General features: G+C 57.1%; 13 protein-coding genes. 5 read left to right on the top strand and 8 right to left on the bottom strand.

The window, feature by feature from the left end:
- Positions 1-8: 8 nt before the first annotated feature.
- From LXE91_RS33005 to LXE91_RS32990, 4 genes are all read right to left on the bottom strand, one after another.
- Entirely contained in the window at positions 9-497 is a 489-nt protein-coding gene (locus LXE91_RS33005; RefSeq protein ID WP_076841464.1) for a hypothetical protein, read from the bottom strand.
- Positions 498-603: 106 nt separating this feature from the next.
- The gene (locus LXE91_RS33000) at positions 604-1,314 is read right to left on the bottom strand and encodes a hypothetical protein (protein ID WP_046196802.1); all 711 of its coding nucleotides are present in this window, start codon (positions 1,312-1,314) and stop codon (positions 604-606) included.
- A gap of 42 nt (positions 1,315-1,356) precedes the next feature.
- Positions 1,357-3,582 carry a ThiF family adenylyltransferase gene (locus tag LXE91_RS32995; RefSeq protein WP_076841463.1) on the bottom strand — a complete coding sequence of 742 codons (2,226 nt, stop codon included), beginning with the start codon at positions 3,580-3,582 and terminating at the stop codon, positions 1,357-1,359.
- Positions 3,583-3,588: 6 nt separating this feature from the next.
- On the bottom strand, positions 3,589-4,710 hold the full coding sequence (locus tag LXE91_RS32990; RefSeq protein WP_052760079.1) for a ComEC/Rec2 family competence protein: 1,122 nt from the start codon (positions 4,708-4,710) through the stop codon (positions 3,589-3,591).
- A 471-nt stretch (positions 4,711-5,181) separates the two neighbouring features.
- Here LXE91_RS32990 and LXE91_RS32985 point away from each other — a divergent pair, with 471 nt between their 5' ends.
- On the top strand, positions 5,182-6,948 hold the full coding sequence (locus tag LXE91_RS32985; RefSeq protein ID WP_039364525.1) for a hypothetical protein: 1,767 nt from the start codon (positions 5,182-5,184) through the stop codon (positions 6,946-6,948).
- A gap of 147 nt (positions 6,949-7,095) precedes the next feature.
- On the opposite strand, the gene LXE91_RS32980 is transcribed toward LXE91_RS32985, so the two are convergent.
- The 3 genes from LXE91_RS32980 to istA (LXE91_RS32970) form a co-directional block, all read right to left on the bottom strand.
- Positions 7,096-7,575, bottom strand: coding sequence for a hypothetical protein (locus LXE91_RS32980; protein WP_039364527.1), 480 nt, complete (start codon positions 7,573-7,575; stop codon positions 7,096-7,098).
- A 111-nt stretch (positions 7,576-7,686) separates the two neighbouring features.
- Positions 7,687-8,436, bottom strand: coding sequence for an IS21-like element helper ATPase IstB (gene istB, locus LXE91_RS32975; protein ID WP_046543512.1), 750 nt, complete (start codon positions 8,434-8,436; stop codon positions 7,687-7,689).
- Between the two features lie 15 nt (positions 8,437-8,451).
- Positions 8,452-10,005 carry an IS21 family transposase gene (gene istA, locus LXE91_RS32970; protein ID WP_046543511.1) on the bottom strand — a complete coding sequence of 518 codons (1,554 nt, stop codon included), beginning with the start codon at positions 10,003-10,005 and terminating at the stop codon, positions 8,452-8,454.
- A gap of 409 nt (positions 10,006-10,414) precedes the next feature.
- On the opposite strand from istA (LXE91_RS32970), the gene istA (LXE91_RS32965) reads away from it, so the two are divergent.
- Positions 10,415-11,443 (top strand): IS21-like element ISBcen13 family transposase, encoded by a 1,029-nt coding sequence (gene istA / locus LXE91_RS32965; protein WP_039364530.1) that lies wholly within the window; start codon positions 10,415-10,417, stop codon positions 11,441-11,443.
- Positions 11,440-12,213 (top strand): IS21-like element ISBcen13 family helper ATPase IstB, encoded by a 774-nt coding sequence (istB, locus tag LXE91_RS32960; RefSeq protein WP_039364532.1) that lies wholly within the window; start codon positions 11,440-11,442, stop codon positions 12,211-12,213. The genes istA (LXE91_RS32965) and istB (LXE91_RS32960) overlap by 4 nt, the downstream gene beginning before the upstream one ends.
- Positions 12,214-12,735: 522 nt before the next feature.
- On the opposite strand, the gene LXE91_RS32955 is transcribed toward istB (LXE91_RS32960), so the two are convergent.
- Positions 12,736-13,599 carry a hypothetical protein gene (locus tag LXE91_RS32955; RefSeq protein WP_135370800.1) on the bottom strand — a complete coding sequence of 288 codons (864 nt, stop codon included), beginning with the start codon at positions 13,597-13,599 and terminating at the stop codon, positions 12,736-12,738.
- A gap of 653 nt (positions 13,600-14,252) precedes the next feature.
- Between LXE91_RS32955 and LXE91_RS32950 the strand changes: the two genes are divergently transcribed.
- Both LXE91_RS32950 and LXE91_RS32945 read left to right on the top strand, forming a co-directional pair.
- Positions 14,253-15,089, top strand: a complete 837-nt coding sequence (locus LXE91_RS32950) for an 8-oxoguanine DNA glycosylase OGG fold protein (RefSeq protein ID WP_135370799.1) — start codon at positions 14,253-14,255, stop codon at positions 15,087-15,089.
- 818 nt (positions 15,090-15,907) lie between these two features.
- Positions 15,908-16,642, top strand: a complete 735-nt coding sequence (locus LXE91_RS32945; protein ID WP_135370798.1) for an HNH endonuclease — start codon at positions 15,908-15,910, stop codon at positions 16,640-16,642.
- The last annotated feature ends 47 nt before the right edge of the window (positions 16,643-16,689 follow it).

Below are 16,689 nucleotides of genomic sequence, written 5' to 3'. Positions count from 1 at the left end.
GTCTCGATTTAGTTTTGCGTGGTTTGTGATTGTGAGGAATTTTTTGACGTTCGCGACGGTTCAACTCCCCAAGCTGTAGAGCCGATCTCCTCAATCTTCGTAACGAACCTATCGACGTTGAGACCTGCGATGAATGACAACGTCAAGACTCCGAGCGGAGTACTTGCAGACGACTGCTCTGATCCAAGCAGCAGCAGACCAGACTTGACAAACAGATAGCTAATTCCGCCAAGCACAAGACTCACCACAGGACGAATCACATACCAAGGGAGCCAGCAGGTATCCCATCGCTTATGGAGACTGGTGTTGATGTAGACGCTCCGCAAGCAATATGTAAGACCGCCGATGCCCCCGAACAAAATGCACGCCGCGACGTTGAGATATTCGCCGTGCAAAAATTCTGGCGGTTTAATAAATGCAAATGCAAGGCCGGCAGTTTCGACGATCAACGCAATGATCAGCCAAGCGGAAACCGCCCATACAGAAATCGGTGGCATTTCTTGTCCCCGGGAAAGCACCACTACAAGCCGCCAAATTAAGGTGGCGGATCAAGCACTCTGAAACGGATGCCGCATCAGCTCCCGCGCCACTCGTGTCACTCCATCACGCGTCGCCCTCGGTTTTCTTCCTCGGCGAAGCTCGCTTTGCCGATGCCACCTTTTTCGTCGCATGAATCGCTAGGACATTTTGAACAAACCGTATTCCATTGTTCTTCGCCGCGATGGCTGCAATCAGGTACTGTGCGATAAAGAACACCCCGGACCAAACCATCGTCGCAATCGCACCCCCAAGAACAAAGAGGACAGCAGGAACCAGCGGCGAGAGCAATATCGACATGGATGCAATATCACGGAACATCAGGTAATTTTGGTGGCTCTCCAATACTGCGGTGTCGTTTTCCACCAGCTTGTAAAGTCGGTACCACATCGCGTTCTGAGCACGCTCATCGTCCGGAAATGCCCCGACATTCGTCTTGAGGGCTACCAAGTCGATCCGAGAGTCAGCCGGTGCGTGAACGGAGAATGCGCGCGAGCCTGGCATCGGATTGCGAAATCGCCAGAAGACGATGATCGCCTTCTGCGTGTGCGAGAGCGAGTATGAAAGGAAGAGGATAGGCACGGGCAGCAGCACGGTAAGGCTGCTGCGCAATACCACCATCTTGTCAGCGCTGAAATCCGCTACTGGTCGATGAAACACCAAGACGAGCAGCGCGATGACGTCCACGATGCCGACAGCAACCAACCACAGCATGTTCCGACGCTTCAGCGATTTCCCAGTTGTTGCGGTCGCAGCGACCGCTTGCAGCGCATCCATGACCGTTCCCCGAAAGAATTTGTTAGTTTGCAAGGACTGCTTCTAGCCTAGCGTGCCGTCTCGGACCAAAGCAGCGTATCCCTCTGGATGCCGGATGAGTAAAACCGCCGCGTATCGCAATGTTCCATCGAGCAACCTCGCGGTATCTCTATCCATCGGAGATGGGCCGCTCACCGCCAAATGGCTGTGCCAAGTACCAAGGCACCAAAGAGTGCGACCACCGAGCGACTCATATTCACGGATCGAATCGACCGTCCCCTGGACTCCCAACACGAAACGGGACGCCGAGCGTGTACTGTCCGGCGCCGCTGGGAGGATGTCAGTAATGACTATCTGTCGAGTAAGTGGTGAAATATTTCCGACGATGAGACCGCCAGTTTCGACGCCTGGGTATTGATCAACATCGTTAAGTATCTTTTCGTGTGCCGCATCAAGAACGCGTACCGCCCACCCTTCGTCGTCGTAAACGCGCGCAATTTGTGTCGGACCAACATGGTCGACGGACCACGTGATAGACATGCCATCGGATCCGACGGTTGAAACCGCAGTCACACCTTCATCGGGCAATCCGTCCTGGCCAAACTCGAGAAGCTTCTGACCAACGCCCGCAGCTATCAGGGATACACGGGCATCTGACATCGGAATCGTGACGGAATGACAACCAACTCCTATTTCTAAAACCGACTCCTTCGAATCGGTGGGCTGCTTGAGGGCCCCCACGCCGCGCAATCGCTCATATGCGTGATAGATGAGATCCGTCGTCGAAGGGTTCCTCCCGGGGCCCTCCACGGTCATGAACGCTGCTGTGCCATGATTCATGAGCGCGCTTTCCATGACTCGCGCCTCGAAAGTTGCCTTGGCGAGAAACTCGCGCACCGAGGGCGACCCAGTTGTATTCACGACTAAGCAGCGGCCACCGCCAAAGAATCCGCGAAACTTCGCGCTCGAGAAGTCCAGCTCTCTGATGTCGTCGCCAAACACCTTCGGTCGCATCGCCCCGAAGCTAGTAACGATATTCGCGAGTCTCTCTGCCTTTCCCTGCAGCCGCCCCACATCCTCTGGCAAAAGGACATGGCGTGCAACGTTGTGCGCAACGAGCCTCTTCTCGTCAACGAGCAATGCTGCTCCACTACCTGCTCGGGCAACATGCATTAAAAGCTTCGATCCGAGGCTTCCGCAACCAACGAAAGTCAACTGCGATTCGCCGACATCTTCTCGTAGCGCCGACGTGCGCCGCAACAGTGCTCCAGATACAGGTGAGATAAACGCAACTGGCGTCACAGGCGTATTGTCCGCCGCCGACAGCTTCGCTCCCAACACGAAAGAGATTCGGTATGCCATCACCTCAAACTCGCTCTGCGTGCCGATAACGTGCTTCGGTCGCCGGATCGGAAATGCGAGATATAGGATGATTTCGACTCGCGATTTTGAAGCGCCGAGGAGCCGATTGAAATTGCTTACAAAGTCGTCGAGCGCAACGCGACACCTCCATTCTGTCGCCTGCTCGGCCAACTCTGCAAAGGTTGTGACTTTGTCCGCCTTGTACTGCGCGTTCACCTCTGGCAGCCCATTGGTGTCGGCCTGCGGCCAGCAAAACACCAATGGGACGCGCGCCGAGCAAATGACTCCGTCGTCCTTCAGAGTCGTCGGCAAGTCACGCATGAAGCCTGGATCATTCAACGGGGACACGGCTTGAGGGTCACGCGCCAATGACAGCAACCCATTCTTGCTCCATGTTGCCGTACACATGAACATACGCCAGCCACCAAATGGCGGTCTACCGTTTAATCTGTGTATATCCATTTCCAAAAAATTGAACCCGACGTCACGCCGACTGGGCTCCCAGCCATGCTCGTTTTCAGCAAGCTGATCCAGAGCCGCTTTGTCGAGCCAATCCGACATTTGATCGACCAAGCGAATGATCCCGTCGGAATGCATCACATCCCGCTTGTCACCGAAAGTGATGCATGGCGGTACGCGCTCCCCTTTCTTGTGAAGATAGGTATGCGGTAGCGTGTCGGCAAAATCTTCCCGCAGCGTAATCCGCGGCGCGCTTTCCGGGAAGTTAGGAGGGAACTCGAAGAGCACCTCTTCGCGCGATCGCACGCCGTTCGGACTACCGCCAGCGGCAGCCCATCGGGATGGAAGGTTCACCCGAAAAATTGCACGAGCGGTTGCACCACCATCAACTGCTTCCTCAATGGTGACCGATTCGACCGCAGGATGCGCTTCGAGCGAACGAATCGCTCCCTGCAGAAGAGCGTTCATCGTAGTTCAGCCCTTTCCGTGCGACAGCGGTTGCGAACCCAGAACAGTTGCCGCACCGGCAGCGGCCTTCGCAGCCGAAGCTTTCCACTTCGGTTTTACGCCGCCCGACGTGACTTCAAATGTCATCGGCTCCGGATCTTTCTCGGTCGGATGGACTGCGGTATTCAAGAATGTTCCACTGGCATCCTTCACGATACTTTCGTACTCACGTTTTGCACGAATACACGGCGGGTCATTCTTATCGTCAACGATCTTGTTACTGCTGGCCACAATGTATCCACCGGGCCTCGCCTGCGACAAGGCACTTCGAGCGTTTTCGCAAACCTCCGCCTCCTCGCGCTTCTCACTCCAGCTGTGATAAGAAAGCGTGTGCCACGAGCAATGGTGCGGCGTCGACAACAAGTCGTATTCAAGTGCCTTTTTATCGTTTTTATAGCGAGGCCAAAGCTTCTTGTCCCAGATGTACACTTCTGCATCGCCGGCAGAGAGGAACTTCACTGCGTCAGGCACCGCACCGGTGCCAATCGAGTAATTGATGATGACGCTCGATTCGTTTTTCGTCAGTTCCTCGGAATCGTCCTCGCTCTCAGCATTCAACGGCGCAAGAAGCAGCGCGCTGAAATTTTCGTACGATTTCCCTGCGACAGCAGTAATGCGCTCCCCTGCCTTGATTACAATGTCCAGAACATCATCGGTCTTACCGCCCGTATCTTCGCCCATAATCAAGATGCGATCACCGTCGTCGAATGCACCTTCGTCCTTGAACACTGCTACACGGCGCTTTGCCTCCTTGTTCCACGCCTTCGCGTCGTCACTTAAAGTGTGGCGCGTCGAGGCGCGACGGTAAACCAGAGGCGATGACCACATTTCACGGATGACAATCTTCGACGCCTCCCCCTTTACCGGATAGTCCATCAACGGTCCAAGGTGGAAATGTTCGACCAGCCCGCGGCAATGGTCCTGATCCGGATGGCTCAGCACCATTACGTCAACATACGGCCGCCCCTCTTCATCTTCCGACAGTTTGTCGCGTAAATCCTTTAACACATCTCGCACCCCGTCTCCGGGCTGCCGGATATTGATGTCGATAAGAATCGTCTGTCCGTTCGACAGCTTGATGAGCGTCATATCCCCGTTGCCTACGGGGAAAAATGTAATCTCAGGCGTTGCCATGAAGTGACCGTCCTTAGGAAGCGTGTGGGGATTTGCGCCTCAAAAGAGGCGGTAATTTTTACCTTATTCGTCTGCCAACTCGAAACGCGACACATCTACTAGATATTGATGTGATATCCAATCTATCACAAGATCTAGTACAACACTATCGAACCCCTAAGCATCTTCGAGTCTTGATTGATGTCAATGACAGGTCTTCAAAGTGTGGCGTTTTTACCGAAAATGCTGTTTTCGGCAAGCCAAACGTTTGCGAAGGCGGCGTTGCGCTCGGCAGCCTCGGATACACTCTTTCACAAGCCGTCAGCACCAAAACATCTCGCACGCTCCCACATGATTCACGAGTGCAGGCCAGCATGCGCTGATGAACAAAAGAACGTTTTCGTCGTATTGAACCGGCTTCAACACCGCAATATGAGGACGTAGTTCATGAGTTACAGATGGATCAGGCATGCGGTACACACCGACCAGGTTCCGGGAATTCCGAGCGAAAGCTATCCACTGGCAGTCCTCGGGTATGGGGGGATGTACTCAAAACTAGAGGGAAAGACGCGCAAGGTCGCCGTCTCTTTTCAGCGCCTAGATGTCGATGGAGAGCCTCCGTTTCACAGGGAGGTGTCTTTTGCGCACTTACGCGATCTCCAGGTAGGCTCCGTCTGGCAGAACCGTCGCCATGTCGGCGATCTTCGATACGACAGGTTCCGCGCGGTGGTCGACTTCTCGCCTGATAGGTGGCGCATCTTCTCGCCCGTCCAGGAAGTACAGGCTGGCCGCCCCGCGCCCTTCTACGGTAAATATCGGCCGACGCTCAAAGACGAGCGGAAGGAACGCAGCTGGTTCCTCGAGTTCAACATTCCCGATGGCCGAACCCTTATCGTTCCGTGCCTCGAATTCTTGCTTCGTTGTTACGGCGCCTCTGCAATTATTCCTCGAGCGCTCACATGTAAATCGTGGGAGGACGCCATCAAGATGTTCCTCACGAGCGCAACTCCTGAAACAAACTCTGAGGGAAGATGGGTCATCCGCCCGACAGACCGAATGGTGAAAGCGGACCGATCCTTTCTAGGCCACATTCTTCACTCGCCTGAAGGTCGTCAAGCCGCAAAGTCGATCGTTGACCAATGCGTACAGGCAAGCCAGGGGGAGAAACTATTTTTCCCGCAGGTGACCCCTTGGTTCTCGACAATTGCCCCAGTCTCCGCCGAAGGCATCTGGATAGAGCCGGGCAAAACCTTTCTCGCCCTCCGAATGAAGTTGACGAAGGACCCGGCCGGCCACCCCATCTCAGAGGTGCGAGCCCTGAAAGATGAGACGAGCCGCCACGAAGACGCGCGAAGCTCAAATGATGCCTACGAGGGAAGTCCGCGGTTCACGTTGTCGCCAGAATCTCGATTGAAATTGCGCAGGCTCGATGACGAGCACAATTTCGGTGGAAGTCCTCCCGAAAAAAGGACGACGTCGACTCCGTGGTTCCAGTTAGGTTCAGAGCGCGACATCACGACCGTCTATGAACGACAGTCGAGCATTATTGTGCCACCGGCCGCTGTGGACAATCCCAGCGTGCGCCCGACGACTGACGACGCTACTGACAAGCCTGAAATGCACCGCGTGGTGGTAGCGCACGGAACGCTTCTCGAAATGTGGAATGCGTTGCGAAGTCTCAAAGACAAGCACCCTCGCAATCTGCTCAGCGTTGAATGGCTCGACGCCAAACGCGGCTTCGTGGGTGATGACCTGCCAGAACTCATCGCATTGCAACCGTTCACAGAAAAGGAAGAGGTCGCACCAGCCATCCGGCAATGGGTCACCAAAGACATCAAAATCGAACCGCCACGCGGGATATTGGTTCTCCGCATCCAGGCCATTGTTCCCAAGACTTTCGAGCCGAAGACTGTCTACATCCTCGAGATTGAGCGTCGCGTGAAGCCTCGGGGAAGCGGAAAAGAGAAGGTCGAGCAGGAGGCAGAACGCTTTCGAGGACTAGTTGCAGTACTCGCTCAAACGACCGGCTTCGACGACTGGCTTCGAAAAACGTCGTCTCAGATCCGATACGTGGAAGGCAAGGTCGTAGAACTGAAATCGTTGCAACCCGATCTGGTCGATGCATTTAAGCATAGCCAGTCTCGGGATGCTAAAGCTACGCCGTACCTCACATCTGCACTGCTCGCACTAACGAAAGCTGGCATCAACCTGTAAATGACCTGTACATCGATCAAAAGATCCTTTCTTGGCCTGCCGCAACGAGTGAATCGTGCGTCGCAGCAACATCGCGCGGGCGGACAGTTGCAATCCGAAACGACATAATGAACGAGTGCATATTTCGAGCGCAACCTCCTCGAACATTCAATTGCTGGCGGCCTTGATGCGCTCGAGCGCGAATTCCCCGTAGGTTTTTAAGTCCTGGCCGAGTTTGTGCGCACACATCTTGTTCCATATCCCGGCGTTGTTCGGGCTGAACTTGAAATCACCATGAGAGCTGGTGCCGACCGCATACTCGCGGTTCATGCCGCCAAAACCATTCCGAGCAAAATACTCGACGCATGACACCACGACCGTGTCATTGTCGGGTATGAACACCGACTTAAGCTTGAATGAGTCCGGGTCGCGCAGGTTGCTATAGATTTCCCGGATTACCCCAAAGGTGACGATCTGTCTCTTCGCACTTTGCTCGTCCCGTGGTCTCGTTTCCTCCTGCTTCTTCACCTCTTCCTGGCTTGGCCCCGTAGCAGCAGGCGAGGAGCCTGTACCCCCACCACGAATGAGGCCGCTCAAGGCGGTCAGAATGCAGACCACCAGAACGATCCCGATGACTTTACGTATCATTTTCCGCCCCCCTGCGTATTTCGGGGAAGTTGAACGCCCGTTTCGGTGAAGTCGAACAGGCCAGGAGGGAGGTGCTGCGTTGTGCTTAGATTGTACTGCAGGTGTTCGAGATCAGGCTACTTTTTGATCAGGTGCGTTCTTCTTGCGCATCGAGTCGCCCTTCAATGCAAGCTTGTGAGCCTGATGGACGAGGCGGTCGAGGATTGCGTCGGCGAGAGTCGGGTCTTGCAGCCAGGCGTGCCAGTGTTCAAGGGGCAATTGCGATGTGATGATCGTGGATCGCGTGCCGACGCGATCGTCGAGCACTTCGAGCAAGTCGTTGCGCGCGCCCTGGTCGACGTCCTGCAGTCCCCAGTCGTCGAGCAACAGGACGTCCATCTTGGCGAGCTGCGCGAGCCGACGTGTGAAGCTGCCGTCGCCATGGGCGATCTTCAATTCCTCGAACAGCCGGGCGACGCGCACGTACAGCACGGAGAATCCCTGTCGGCAGGCCTGCTGGCCGAAGGCGCAGGCGACCCATGTTTTTCCGGCGCCAGTCGGCCCTGTCAGGATGAGGTTCTGTGCATTGCGGATCCAGTCACAGCCGGCGAGCGTAGCGACGATACCCTTGTCGAGCCCACGGCTCTGCCGGTACTCGATGTCCTCAACGCAGGCCTGGGGATTCTTGAGCTTCGCAGACTTGAGCAATCGCTCGAGCCGCCGGGTATCGCGCCAGGCGATCTCACGATCCACGACCATGCCGAAGCGTTCCTCGAACGACAGGCTCGTGCTGGCCGTCAGCGCCGCCTGTTCCTCGAACGCGCGAGCCATGCCGTCCAGCTTGAGGGCCTTGAGCTGGGAGAGGGTTTGCTGCATCAACATCGCGACCTCCTTGGGTCAGTGGTAATACTTGGGCCCTCGCACGTTCTCGTGCAGGGGCGACTGCCATTCGGTGGCCCCGCTTTGTGGCAGTGGATGCTTGTCGGCGCCGGTTTGCAGGATGGTGCGCACGGACCGCTGGGTCGGCGCGCCAATCACGAGTGCGCGCTGACACGCCGCTTCCAGCCGCTCCTTGCCGTACTTGCGCGACAGCGACAGCAGACCCAGGCAGGCCCGGTATCCCATTTCCGGGTGCGGACGGTTCGTCAGCAAATGCCTGACGATCGCCTCAGCGCTGACGCCGATCGATGTACCCCAGTGCAGCAGCCGGCTCGGGGTCCATTCCATGTGGGCGCGGTAAGCCGCAGGCATATGCTCGGCCACGGTGGTGTACTTCCCCTTGAGCCGACTGCGAGCGTGGGCGGCAACGCGCTTGCCGCCGTGCAGGACTTCTACACCGTAACGCGTCACGCGCGCGTGGACTTCCTGACGCACAAGACTGTGCGGTGCGCTGTAGTAGTGACCGTCTACCTCAATGTGCGCGTCAATGTTGACGCGGCACTTCTGGAAGGTGGCGATTTCGTAGCGACGCGTCGGCAACGGGCGCAGCGCCGGTTTGTCGAGCCGCTCGAACCACTCGCGTCGAGTGCCATCGAGCTTCTTGAACGGCCGCGTATTCAGGTCATTGATCAACCCGGCGATCGCCTTGTTCAGTTCGGCCAGACTGTAGAACCGGTAATTCCGGAGGCGGGCGAGAATCCATCGTTCGACGATCTGTACGCCGACCTCAACTTTCGCCTTATCCTTCGGCTTGCGCGGGCGCGCGGGCAGCATCGCGGTACCGTAATGGTTCACGAAGTCCTGCGTGGTCAGGCCGAGCGTGGGTTCGTAGCGGTCGGCGTTCGAGATCAGTGCCCTCGGGTTGTCGGGCACAAGCAGAGCGGGCACGCCGCCGCAGAACTCCATCGCGTCAATGAGGCCACCGATCCAGTCGGGTGTCGCTTCCGATCGCGTAGCGCACGCATACGTGTAATTCGATGCGCCGAGCACGGCGACGAAGATGTGCGCCTTGAACGCAATGCCGCCGGTGCGATCGAGAATCGGCACCGTTTGCCCGGCGTAGTCGGCGAACAACTTCTCGCCGGCGTAATGTTGCTGGGGCATCGAGCGCTTCAACGTCTGGGCCCAGTCCTTGTATCGCTGACAGAACTGCGTGTAGCGCAAGGTCTTCTGGCCGGGGTTCGCGCCGACGTACTCCTCCCACAGCAGTTGCAAGGTTACGCCTTTGCGGCGCAACTCCCGATGAATCCAGGCGCAGTCAGGCTCCATGCGCTTGCCTGCGGCCGTCGTCGGAACGGCGCCGTTGACGAGCAACTGCTCCAGCTCTGCCTCGGACAGCGGCTCGATCTTCGCCCAGTCCAGGCCGGCCGAGGCGGCAAGCTGCAAATATTGGGTAATGGTACCGAGCCCGACGCCGAGCGCGCCGCTCACTTGCCGGTGAGACAGATTACAGGTCCATTTCAGGCGAAGCACATCTTTTATTTTGCGCATGGTCGTCCGGTGAGCCGGCATAGTCGGTTTCTCCCAAAAGGAGCAACCTTAACCGCCGGCCGATTGAGCCATCCGCAGTACCGCCAACCGAAACCGCGCCTTTCGTTTCGGCACGCCGAACACACATTTCGGCGCAGTGAACAGCCGTTTCGGCGGGCTGAACACCGATTTCGGGAAGATGAACACGCGTTTCGGAACGCCGAACACCAATTTCGGAATACCCCGAAACTGTTCGACTTCAAGCGAAACGGCTGTTCACCTTCCTCCGGAAACCCTGTTCGACTTCAACCGAAATCCGTGTTCGGCTTCGCCGAAATACGCAGCCCCCCCTACCCTCATGTTGGGCGCAAAGTAATAATGAGCCACTTCGCGCGAAGTAAATCTGAGCCACCTTTCAGTACAGTCAGCCTTTTGCGCGCAAAGGCTGGCGATGCTCCAGAAGGAACAGTGGATGCAAATCCATGTGCTCAAAGCCCAAGGCGTATCGGAGCGCGAGATCGCGCGGCGCCTGGGCATTTCTCGCAACACGGTGGCGCGGTACCTGTCGGCCGAGGAAGTGCCGCGCTACAAGCCGCGTGAACCGCGGCCAACCAAGCTTGGGGCGTTCGAGGCGTACATCCTCGATCGCATGGCTGCCGCCGCGCCCGAGATCATCGCCGCGCCGGCGCTGCTGCGCGAGTTGCGTGCGCGCGGCTACGAGGGCCAGTTGCGAAGCCTTCAGGCTTTCATGAACGCGCATAAGTCCGTGCCGAAGCCAGATCCGGTCGTGAGGTTCGAGACCGAGCCAGGTCGGCAGATGCAGTGCGATTTCGTTGTCTTCCGTCGAGGCGCCGACCCGCTTTACGCCTTCACCGCCACGCTCGGCTTCAGTCGTTGGCGCTGGGCACGTTTCACCACCGATGAACGCGCCGAGACGCTGGTCGCCTGTCATCATGCGCTGTTCGAAGCCTTGGGCGGCGTTCCTCGCGAGATCCTTTACGACAACGCCAAGACCATCGTTGTCGAGCGCGATGCGTATGGTGACGGTCAACACCGCTGGCACGCCGGGTTGCTCGACCTGGCCAAGCGGTACGGCTTCCTGCCCAGGCTGTGCCAACCGTACCGTGCGCAGACCAAGGGCAAGGTCGAGCGATTCCACCGCTATCTGCGCGGCAATTTCTATGTGCCGCTGGCGAGCCAGCTCAAGCAATCCGGCTTGATGCTCGACGCCGTGACTGCGAACGTCGAGGTGAGCAAATGGCTGCGCGACGTGGCCAACCAGCGCGTGCATCCGGTTACAGGGCTGGCACCCGCGATTCTGTTGGAGCAACGAGAACGGGCTTGCTTGCGCGATATGCCTGGCTACGCGGTGCCCCGATTGCCGGCTCGCGCCGTCGCCCGGCCGCGCGTTGACCCCACGATGTCGATCCAGCACCCGTTGTCCGTCTACCAGCAATTGCTGACCGAGGTGCGCGCATGAACCTGCAGCAGGAACGCATCGACGGACACTGCCAGAGCCTGAAGCTCGAGGGGCTCATGCAACGCTACGTCGCTCTGGCGAGCGATGCCGCGACCAAGCAATGGAGCTTCCTCGACTTTCTCGAGAACGCACTCGCTCACGAACGAGAGATGAGGCAAGTTCGTTCGCGTCAAACACTGGTGCGCATGGCCGGGTTCCCCGCCATCAAGACGCTCGATGACTACGACTACAGCTTCGCCGTCGGGGCGCCGCGCAAGACGATCGACGAGCTCGCCACCCTGCGCTTCATTGAGCGGGGTGAGAACGCCGTGTTGCTAGGTCCGTCAGGCGTGGGCAAGACCCACCTCGCGATCGCCATCGGGTATGCCGCGACACAGGCCGGCATCAAGACGAAGTTCATCACGGCGGCGGATCTGATGTTGCAGCTCGAGGCCGCGCGCCGACAGGAGCGATACGACGCGGTTCTTCGGCACAACATTCTCGGCCCGAGGTTGCTCATCGTCGATGAGATCGGCTATCTGCCGCTCTCGGGGGATCAGGCTAGCCACTTCTTCCAGATCGTCGCCAAGCGCTACGAGCGCGGCTCGATGATCCTGACCAGCAACCTTCCGTTTGCGCAGTGGGATGAAACCTTCGGCGGCAACACCACACTGACTGCAGCGATGCTCGACCGCATCCTGCACCACGCCCACATCATCCAGATCAAAGGAGACAGCTACAGACTGAAACAGCAACGCCAAGCCGGCCACGTTTCGTCATCGAAGAGGTAACGACTGGCTCAGTTTTACTTTGCGCGATCAGGCGCGAAGTGGCTCAGATTTCAAATGCGTTTGACACTCAGAACGCCGACCGCAAGACGGCTTCATCAAGCGCGAGACCTCGCTCCATAAAGGGCTCGTCCGACAAGGACTAAATCAACCCTACTTGGATGCCTCCTTCTTTGCCACCCTGCGTGGCGCTGCTATGCCGAGCACGCTCTGCGCCAAGGACACCCAAGCCGGCTGGTCAACGCCACCGCGATCGTCGGTCCAAATCAGCACGCCACGCGTACTCGCCGTGTCAGGCTCGTCATAGGGCCGAAATCCGTGAGCAACATACCAAGCTTTCTTAGCTGCCCATTAAGCGGCGTAGCGCGGGCTCCCCATCATCCCGATGGTGCTCCCAGATTACCTGATCCCCCGTCTAGATCTCTATCGTGAAGTCGGGATTCTTCCCGCCAATACATCAACAAAGTCGGACATCGCCCCAAGTTTCAGGCCCAGTCCGCTCGACCCTGTCGATTAAACCGGATATCAAAATGGCAAATTCGAAGCTCTGCGCGGGGACAACAGCGCTTGGTACGTGCTCACCAAGGCGTCGGCCACCATTTCCATTTTAGTCCGAATTTCATCAACGTACGCCTGATCTGCATAGTCATGGAACGCGAGTAGCTCCCGCCCAACCAAGCGAGTGTAATGAGCACCGATCAAACCCGTAAAATTTCTGATATTTTGAATGAGAGTTAGCCTCAAATTTTCAAGACGCGCATCTTGAAATGCAAAGGAAGGGTCATCACATAGCTCCCAGAAAGCGTAAATATCGTCTAGGTTTCTGTCGTCGAACGTCGCACGACAGAACCGATACTCTTTCACGAACTCGATACTCCCTTTGTATGGAAGCACTCGCCTCACCTCGTCTAGAAGCATATCGTCATTTGACGCCCAAGCAAGGTGCGGATAAAAACTGAATAGTACCGAGCGATCCTTTGCGAGTTCCCGCACTATGTCTTCCCAAAAGAGTGGCAAGACAGAATGCAAACCATTCTCACGCCGGCCAGTGGATAGTTCCCACATCTTATCTTGAAGCGACTTGTCATTATATTGAGTCGTTGCAACAAACAAAACCTTAATTGGGTGACGAAATTTTTCAGCCTTCTCCAACTCCGACAAAACAACATGGAAAGGCAGTGAATGGCACGTGTTTTTGCATTGAATCGCCATACCTTCATCAGGGCCAGAGCAACCGTAGATATCTACACCATCCTGCTGTTGGCCGGGACGGCCGTAGCGTTGAAAGTAAGTTCCTTTCCATTTAATGTCTGCTGCAGCATTAACTATCTTTTCGAACTCAGCCGCGTCTTGCGGAGGATCTAATCGCAACGTGTTGAAAGTCGGCACAAAAATCTCCGGCGCGCGGCCCTAAGTGGATTGGATGCCCCATTTTTGTGGGCGATCAGATATTACCTCAATGGACAAAGACAGAGCGATACGCAGATGAAGCTCCATACTGCTCACTGAGCGGTCACAACGCTCGAGTCCTCACCTCCTATAGAAACGACACACGGACGGACTGCAACCAGGACGGGCGCTGATGGCGCGTACCCACTCCGCGTCCCGCCGGCCCAGACATGCCTGCTCCCGCAAACTCATGTCGATTGCAACAGCAACAACAGACCGCGCCCTACCCGGTACGATGCAGTTGCCCAGCCCACGGCCGACTCGGTTCACGAAAGGAGCAAATTGCCACGTTGACATGAAGTTGCGCCCCGCATAGGATTACCGCTACGAGGCGAAGCATGCAATGACCGCCGTCGAAGTTCTGGCGCGCGAATTATTCCAGGCAACATCGGCACTCACCCAGGGTGCATGCGAGATGTAAGGGCTCTTACGGGTCAGCCTAGCGCAAAGCTAGGCGCCATGGATGTATCGGACCTCGGACAAAGCGTTTTGCGCAATTGATCGATTGCGCGCGTTTTGGCCGGCTCCGTTACATCCACATCTGCTCGGGATGATGGAAACCGGTTTGTTGATTTGCAACTGGAGAATCCATCATGCAAGCACCGACCACCAACTCCCCTTCGTTCAAGCCGCTTCCGCGCGCAATCGACATTCTCAACGGTAAACACCAGATGCTTGATTGGTCCGGCGTCGACGCAGCGACGTGGTCATCGTATGTTCGCGACCCATCGCTTGCCGCGGCAATTGCTGCCGCCAATCATCCAGAGTTGCACCAACGCCTCACACGAGCGAGAGTTCGGGGCTTTTGCCTTCGTCAAAACGTACACCTCGAATTGAGGGCTGCCGCTGTGATGGGTTGGGGACGCGCAGGCGGCAAGGGATACGCGCATGCCCCCACTCTTTGGGCAGCCCGCCATCTCTGGCTTCCACTCCTCGAACGCTTGCCGCACCTCTCGCGTAAGGAGGCATTTCGCGAATTCCGTGCACTCAGGAGTCGAGGTGATCTGCCTGGTATGGGGCCGGCGTATTTCACCAAACTGATCTTCTTCTTTGGCAGCGGCACCGGTTACATTCTCGACAAGTGGCTCGCGGCTTCTGTACAGGTACTCAACGCCACGCACTGGACTCTTGACCCGAATGGGTTGCCAGTTTTCACTTGGCGCTCGAGCAACTTTCCGAAGCTCAACCACCAGCGAACGATGGTTGTAGATCAGGTCACTTCTGAAGAATACGAACGTTTCTGCGAGATCCTCGAAGACCTTGCGCCTCTGCTTCGACTGGCCGATGGAGAGGCGGTCGAGCAGTTGCTTTTTTCCTCAAGTACATGGCGCGCATTTGTGCGGGAACACTGCCTGTCCGTCAAGACGAGTACAAGAAGCAAATTGAGCCAGCGAGGCACAAGCGGCCGTACCCCGCCTCCGATGATTTGATTTCCAATCCAAACAACATATCGACCCGACGGCAAGCAACTACGTCGTGCCTGGCACGCGTTACGTGCTGATCAATATACGGACGGAGCATGCAAACAATAGCTTGTCTTGGCTGGGGCTCTCTCGTTTGGGATACGCGGGAGCTCCCCATTCGAAATGGATGGTTCAACGACGGCCCCCTAGTGCCAGTCGAATTCCTTCGTCAATCGAAAGACGGAAGGATAACGCTGGTTATTGACGAAGGTGGGCCACCCGTAAGCGTGCTGTGGGCGCTGATGGAAGCAACGAATATTCAAGACGCACGTCGCGCGCTTGGTGAGCGAGAGCAGATTCCTGAGAAAAACTGGTTGAAGCATGTCGGAGCTTGGCTACACCGTGACAACGCGCCGCCTAACGTAATTCCTGCCCTAGACCAATGGGCACAGTCTTGCGGAATCGACGGAGTGGTATGGACGGCACTCCCGCCAAAGCTGGACACCCGAGACGAGTACCGGGCGAAGTCTGAAGAAGTGATCGCGTACCTTGGGTCTCTCGAGGGTCGGCAGCGCGAGGTTGCCGAGCAATATGTTCGCAAGGCCCCCCGCCAAATTGATACTCCATACCGTCGGCGCATCGAATCCGTCCTTCACTGGACCCCGAGCGATGAGTAGCACCGTACGGTTGCGCTTGCTCGGAAAGCATCATCCTCCTCGTTGTTTGGGAGCGCCGCCGTGGTGAAGCGCAGGGCTAGGTGAATGGTTGGCGATGGCACTGTGACGTTACAAGAGACAGGCGACGCGCGCCGGTCGATTCGCATACAACTCGTCTGGGAATTATCGATGGCAAGCAAGAAATATCGCGACAAGACCTGCATTTATTGTGGGCGGGAACGGGCGTCGAGCACGGGCGATCACGTCGTCGCACGCGAATTCTGTCCGCATGCCGCGCGCGATAACCTGCCCAAGGTACCGTCGTGCGTTGCTTGCAACAACGCCAAATCGAAGCTCGAGCACTACGTATTGGCGGTGTTACCGATGGGGAGCTTGCTCGCTGGGTCGGCCACGGCCATCATCGATCAAGTCGGTCCGCGACTTGCCAAAAATGAAGCGTTACGGCGCCAGCTCGCGGTTGGCCAGCAGGTGCGCTGGGTCCGAACCCCCGCGGGGCACTGGCACGAAAGCATAATGCTGCCGTTCGACACGACCAAGCTGAGCGCACTCGCGTGTTATATCGCCCTCGGACTCGCCTGGCATCACTGGCAGGCCCAGCTCGTGCCGAATGCGCCGGTCAGGGCATCACTATTTTCGACCGGTGGTCTACATCTGTTTGAACAAGCCGTCGCAAGCCAGGATCCCCGCGCACGAGTCGGTGGTAGCTTTGGTGATGGTGTATTCGTCTACCGCGGCGTGCGTGACCTTGCCAATCTGGCCACAACTTGGTGGCAGATGACATTCTTTGGCGGGGTGGAACACCGCGCTCGGCAATGGCGTGGCCAGACCGCGCACAGCGTGTTCGTCGCAACAAGTGATGAACCGGAGTGGGTTGCGCAATATGCGGAGCAACGAGCGAACTGAAGTTCTGCAATTTGAACACAGTCATACCTCGGCCGCGGTCCTATACT

Source organism: Burkholderia contaminans (assembly GCF_029633825.1).
Taxonomy (GTDB): domain Bacteria; phylum Pseudomonadota; class Gammaproteobacteria; order Burkholderiales; family Burkholderiaceae; genus Burkholderia; species Burkholderia contaminans.
The sequence above is the reverse complement of the archived record's forward strand: the minus strand, read 5'-3'. Positions and strand labels throughout refer to the sequence as shown.

Excerpts from the sequence above, each read along its gene's own strand:
- LXE91_RS32990 (WP_052760079.1), bottom strand. The coding sequence starts at position 4,710 with ATGACGCTCATCAAGCTGTCGAACGGACAGACGATTCTTATCGACATC.
- istB (WP_039364532.1), top strand. The coding sequence starts at position 11,440 with ATGAACCTGCAGCAGGAACGCATCGACGGACACTGCCAGAGCCTGAAG.
- istB (WP_046543512.1), bottom strand. The coding sequence starts at position 8,436 with ATGTTGATGCAGCAAACCCTCTCCCAGCTCAAGGCCCTCAAGCTGGAC.
- LXE91_RS33005 (WP_076841464.1), bottom strand. The coding sequence starts at position 497 with ATGCCACCGATTTCTGTATGGGCGGTTTCCGCTTGGCTGATCATTGCG.
- LXE91_RS32950 (WP_135370799.1), top strand. The coding sequence starts at position 14,253 with ATGCAAGCACCGACCACCAACTCCCCTTCGTTCAAGCCGCTTCCGCGC.
- istA (WP_046543511.1), bottom strand. The coding sequence starts at position 10,005 with ATGCCGGCTCACCGGACGACCATGCGCAAAATAAAAGATGTGCTTCGC.
- LXE91_RS32980 (WP_039364527.1), bottom strand. The coding sequence starts at position 7,575 with ATGATACGTAAAGTCATCGGGATCGTTCTGGTGGTCTGCATTCTGACC.
- LXE91_RS33000 (WP_046196802.1), bottom strand. The coding sequence starts at position 1,314 with ATGGATGCGCTGCAAGCGGTCGCTGCGACCGCAACAACTGGGAAATCG.
- LXE91_RS32945 (WP_135370798.1), top strand. The coding sequence starts at position 15,908 with ATGGCAAGCAAGAAATATCGCGACAAGACCTGCATTTATTGTGGGCGG.
- istA (WP_039364530.1), top strand. The coding sequence starts at position 10,415 with ATGCTCCAGAAGGAACAGTGGATGCAAATCCATGTGCTCAAAGCCCAA.
- LXE91_RS32995 (WP_076841463.1), bottom strand. The coding sequence starts at position 3,582 with ATGAACGCTCTTCTGCAGGGAGCGATTCGTTCGCTCGAAGCGCATCCT.
- LXE91_RS32985 (WP_039364525.1), top strand. The coding sequence starts at position 5,182 with ATGAGTTACAGATGGATCAGGCATGCGGTACACACCGACCAGGTTCCG.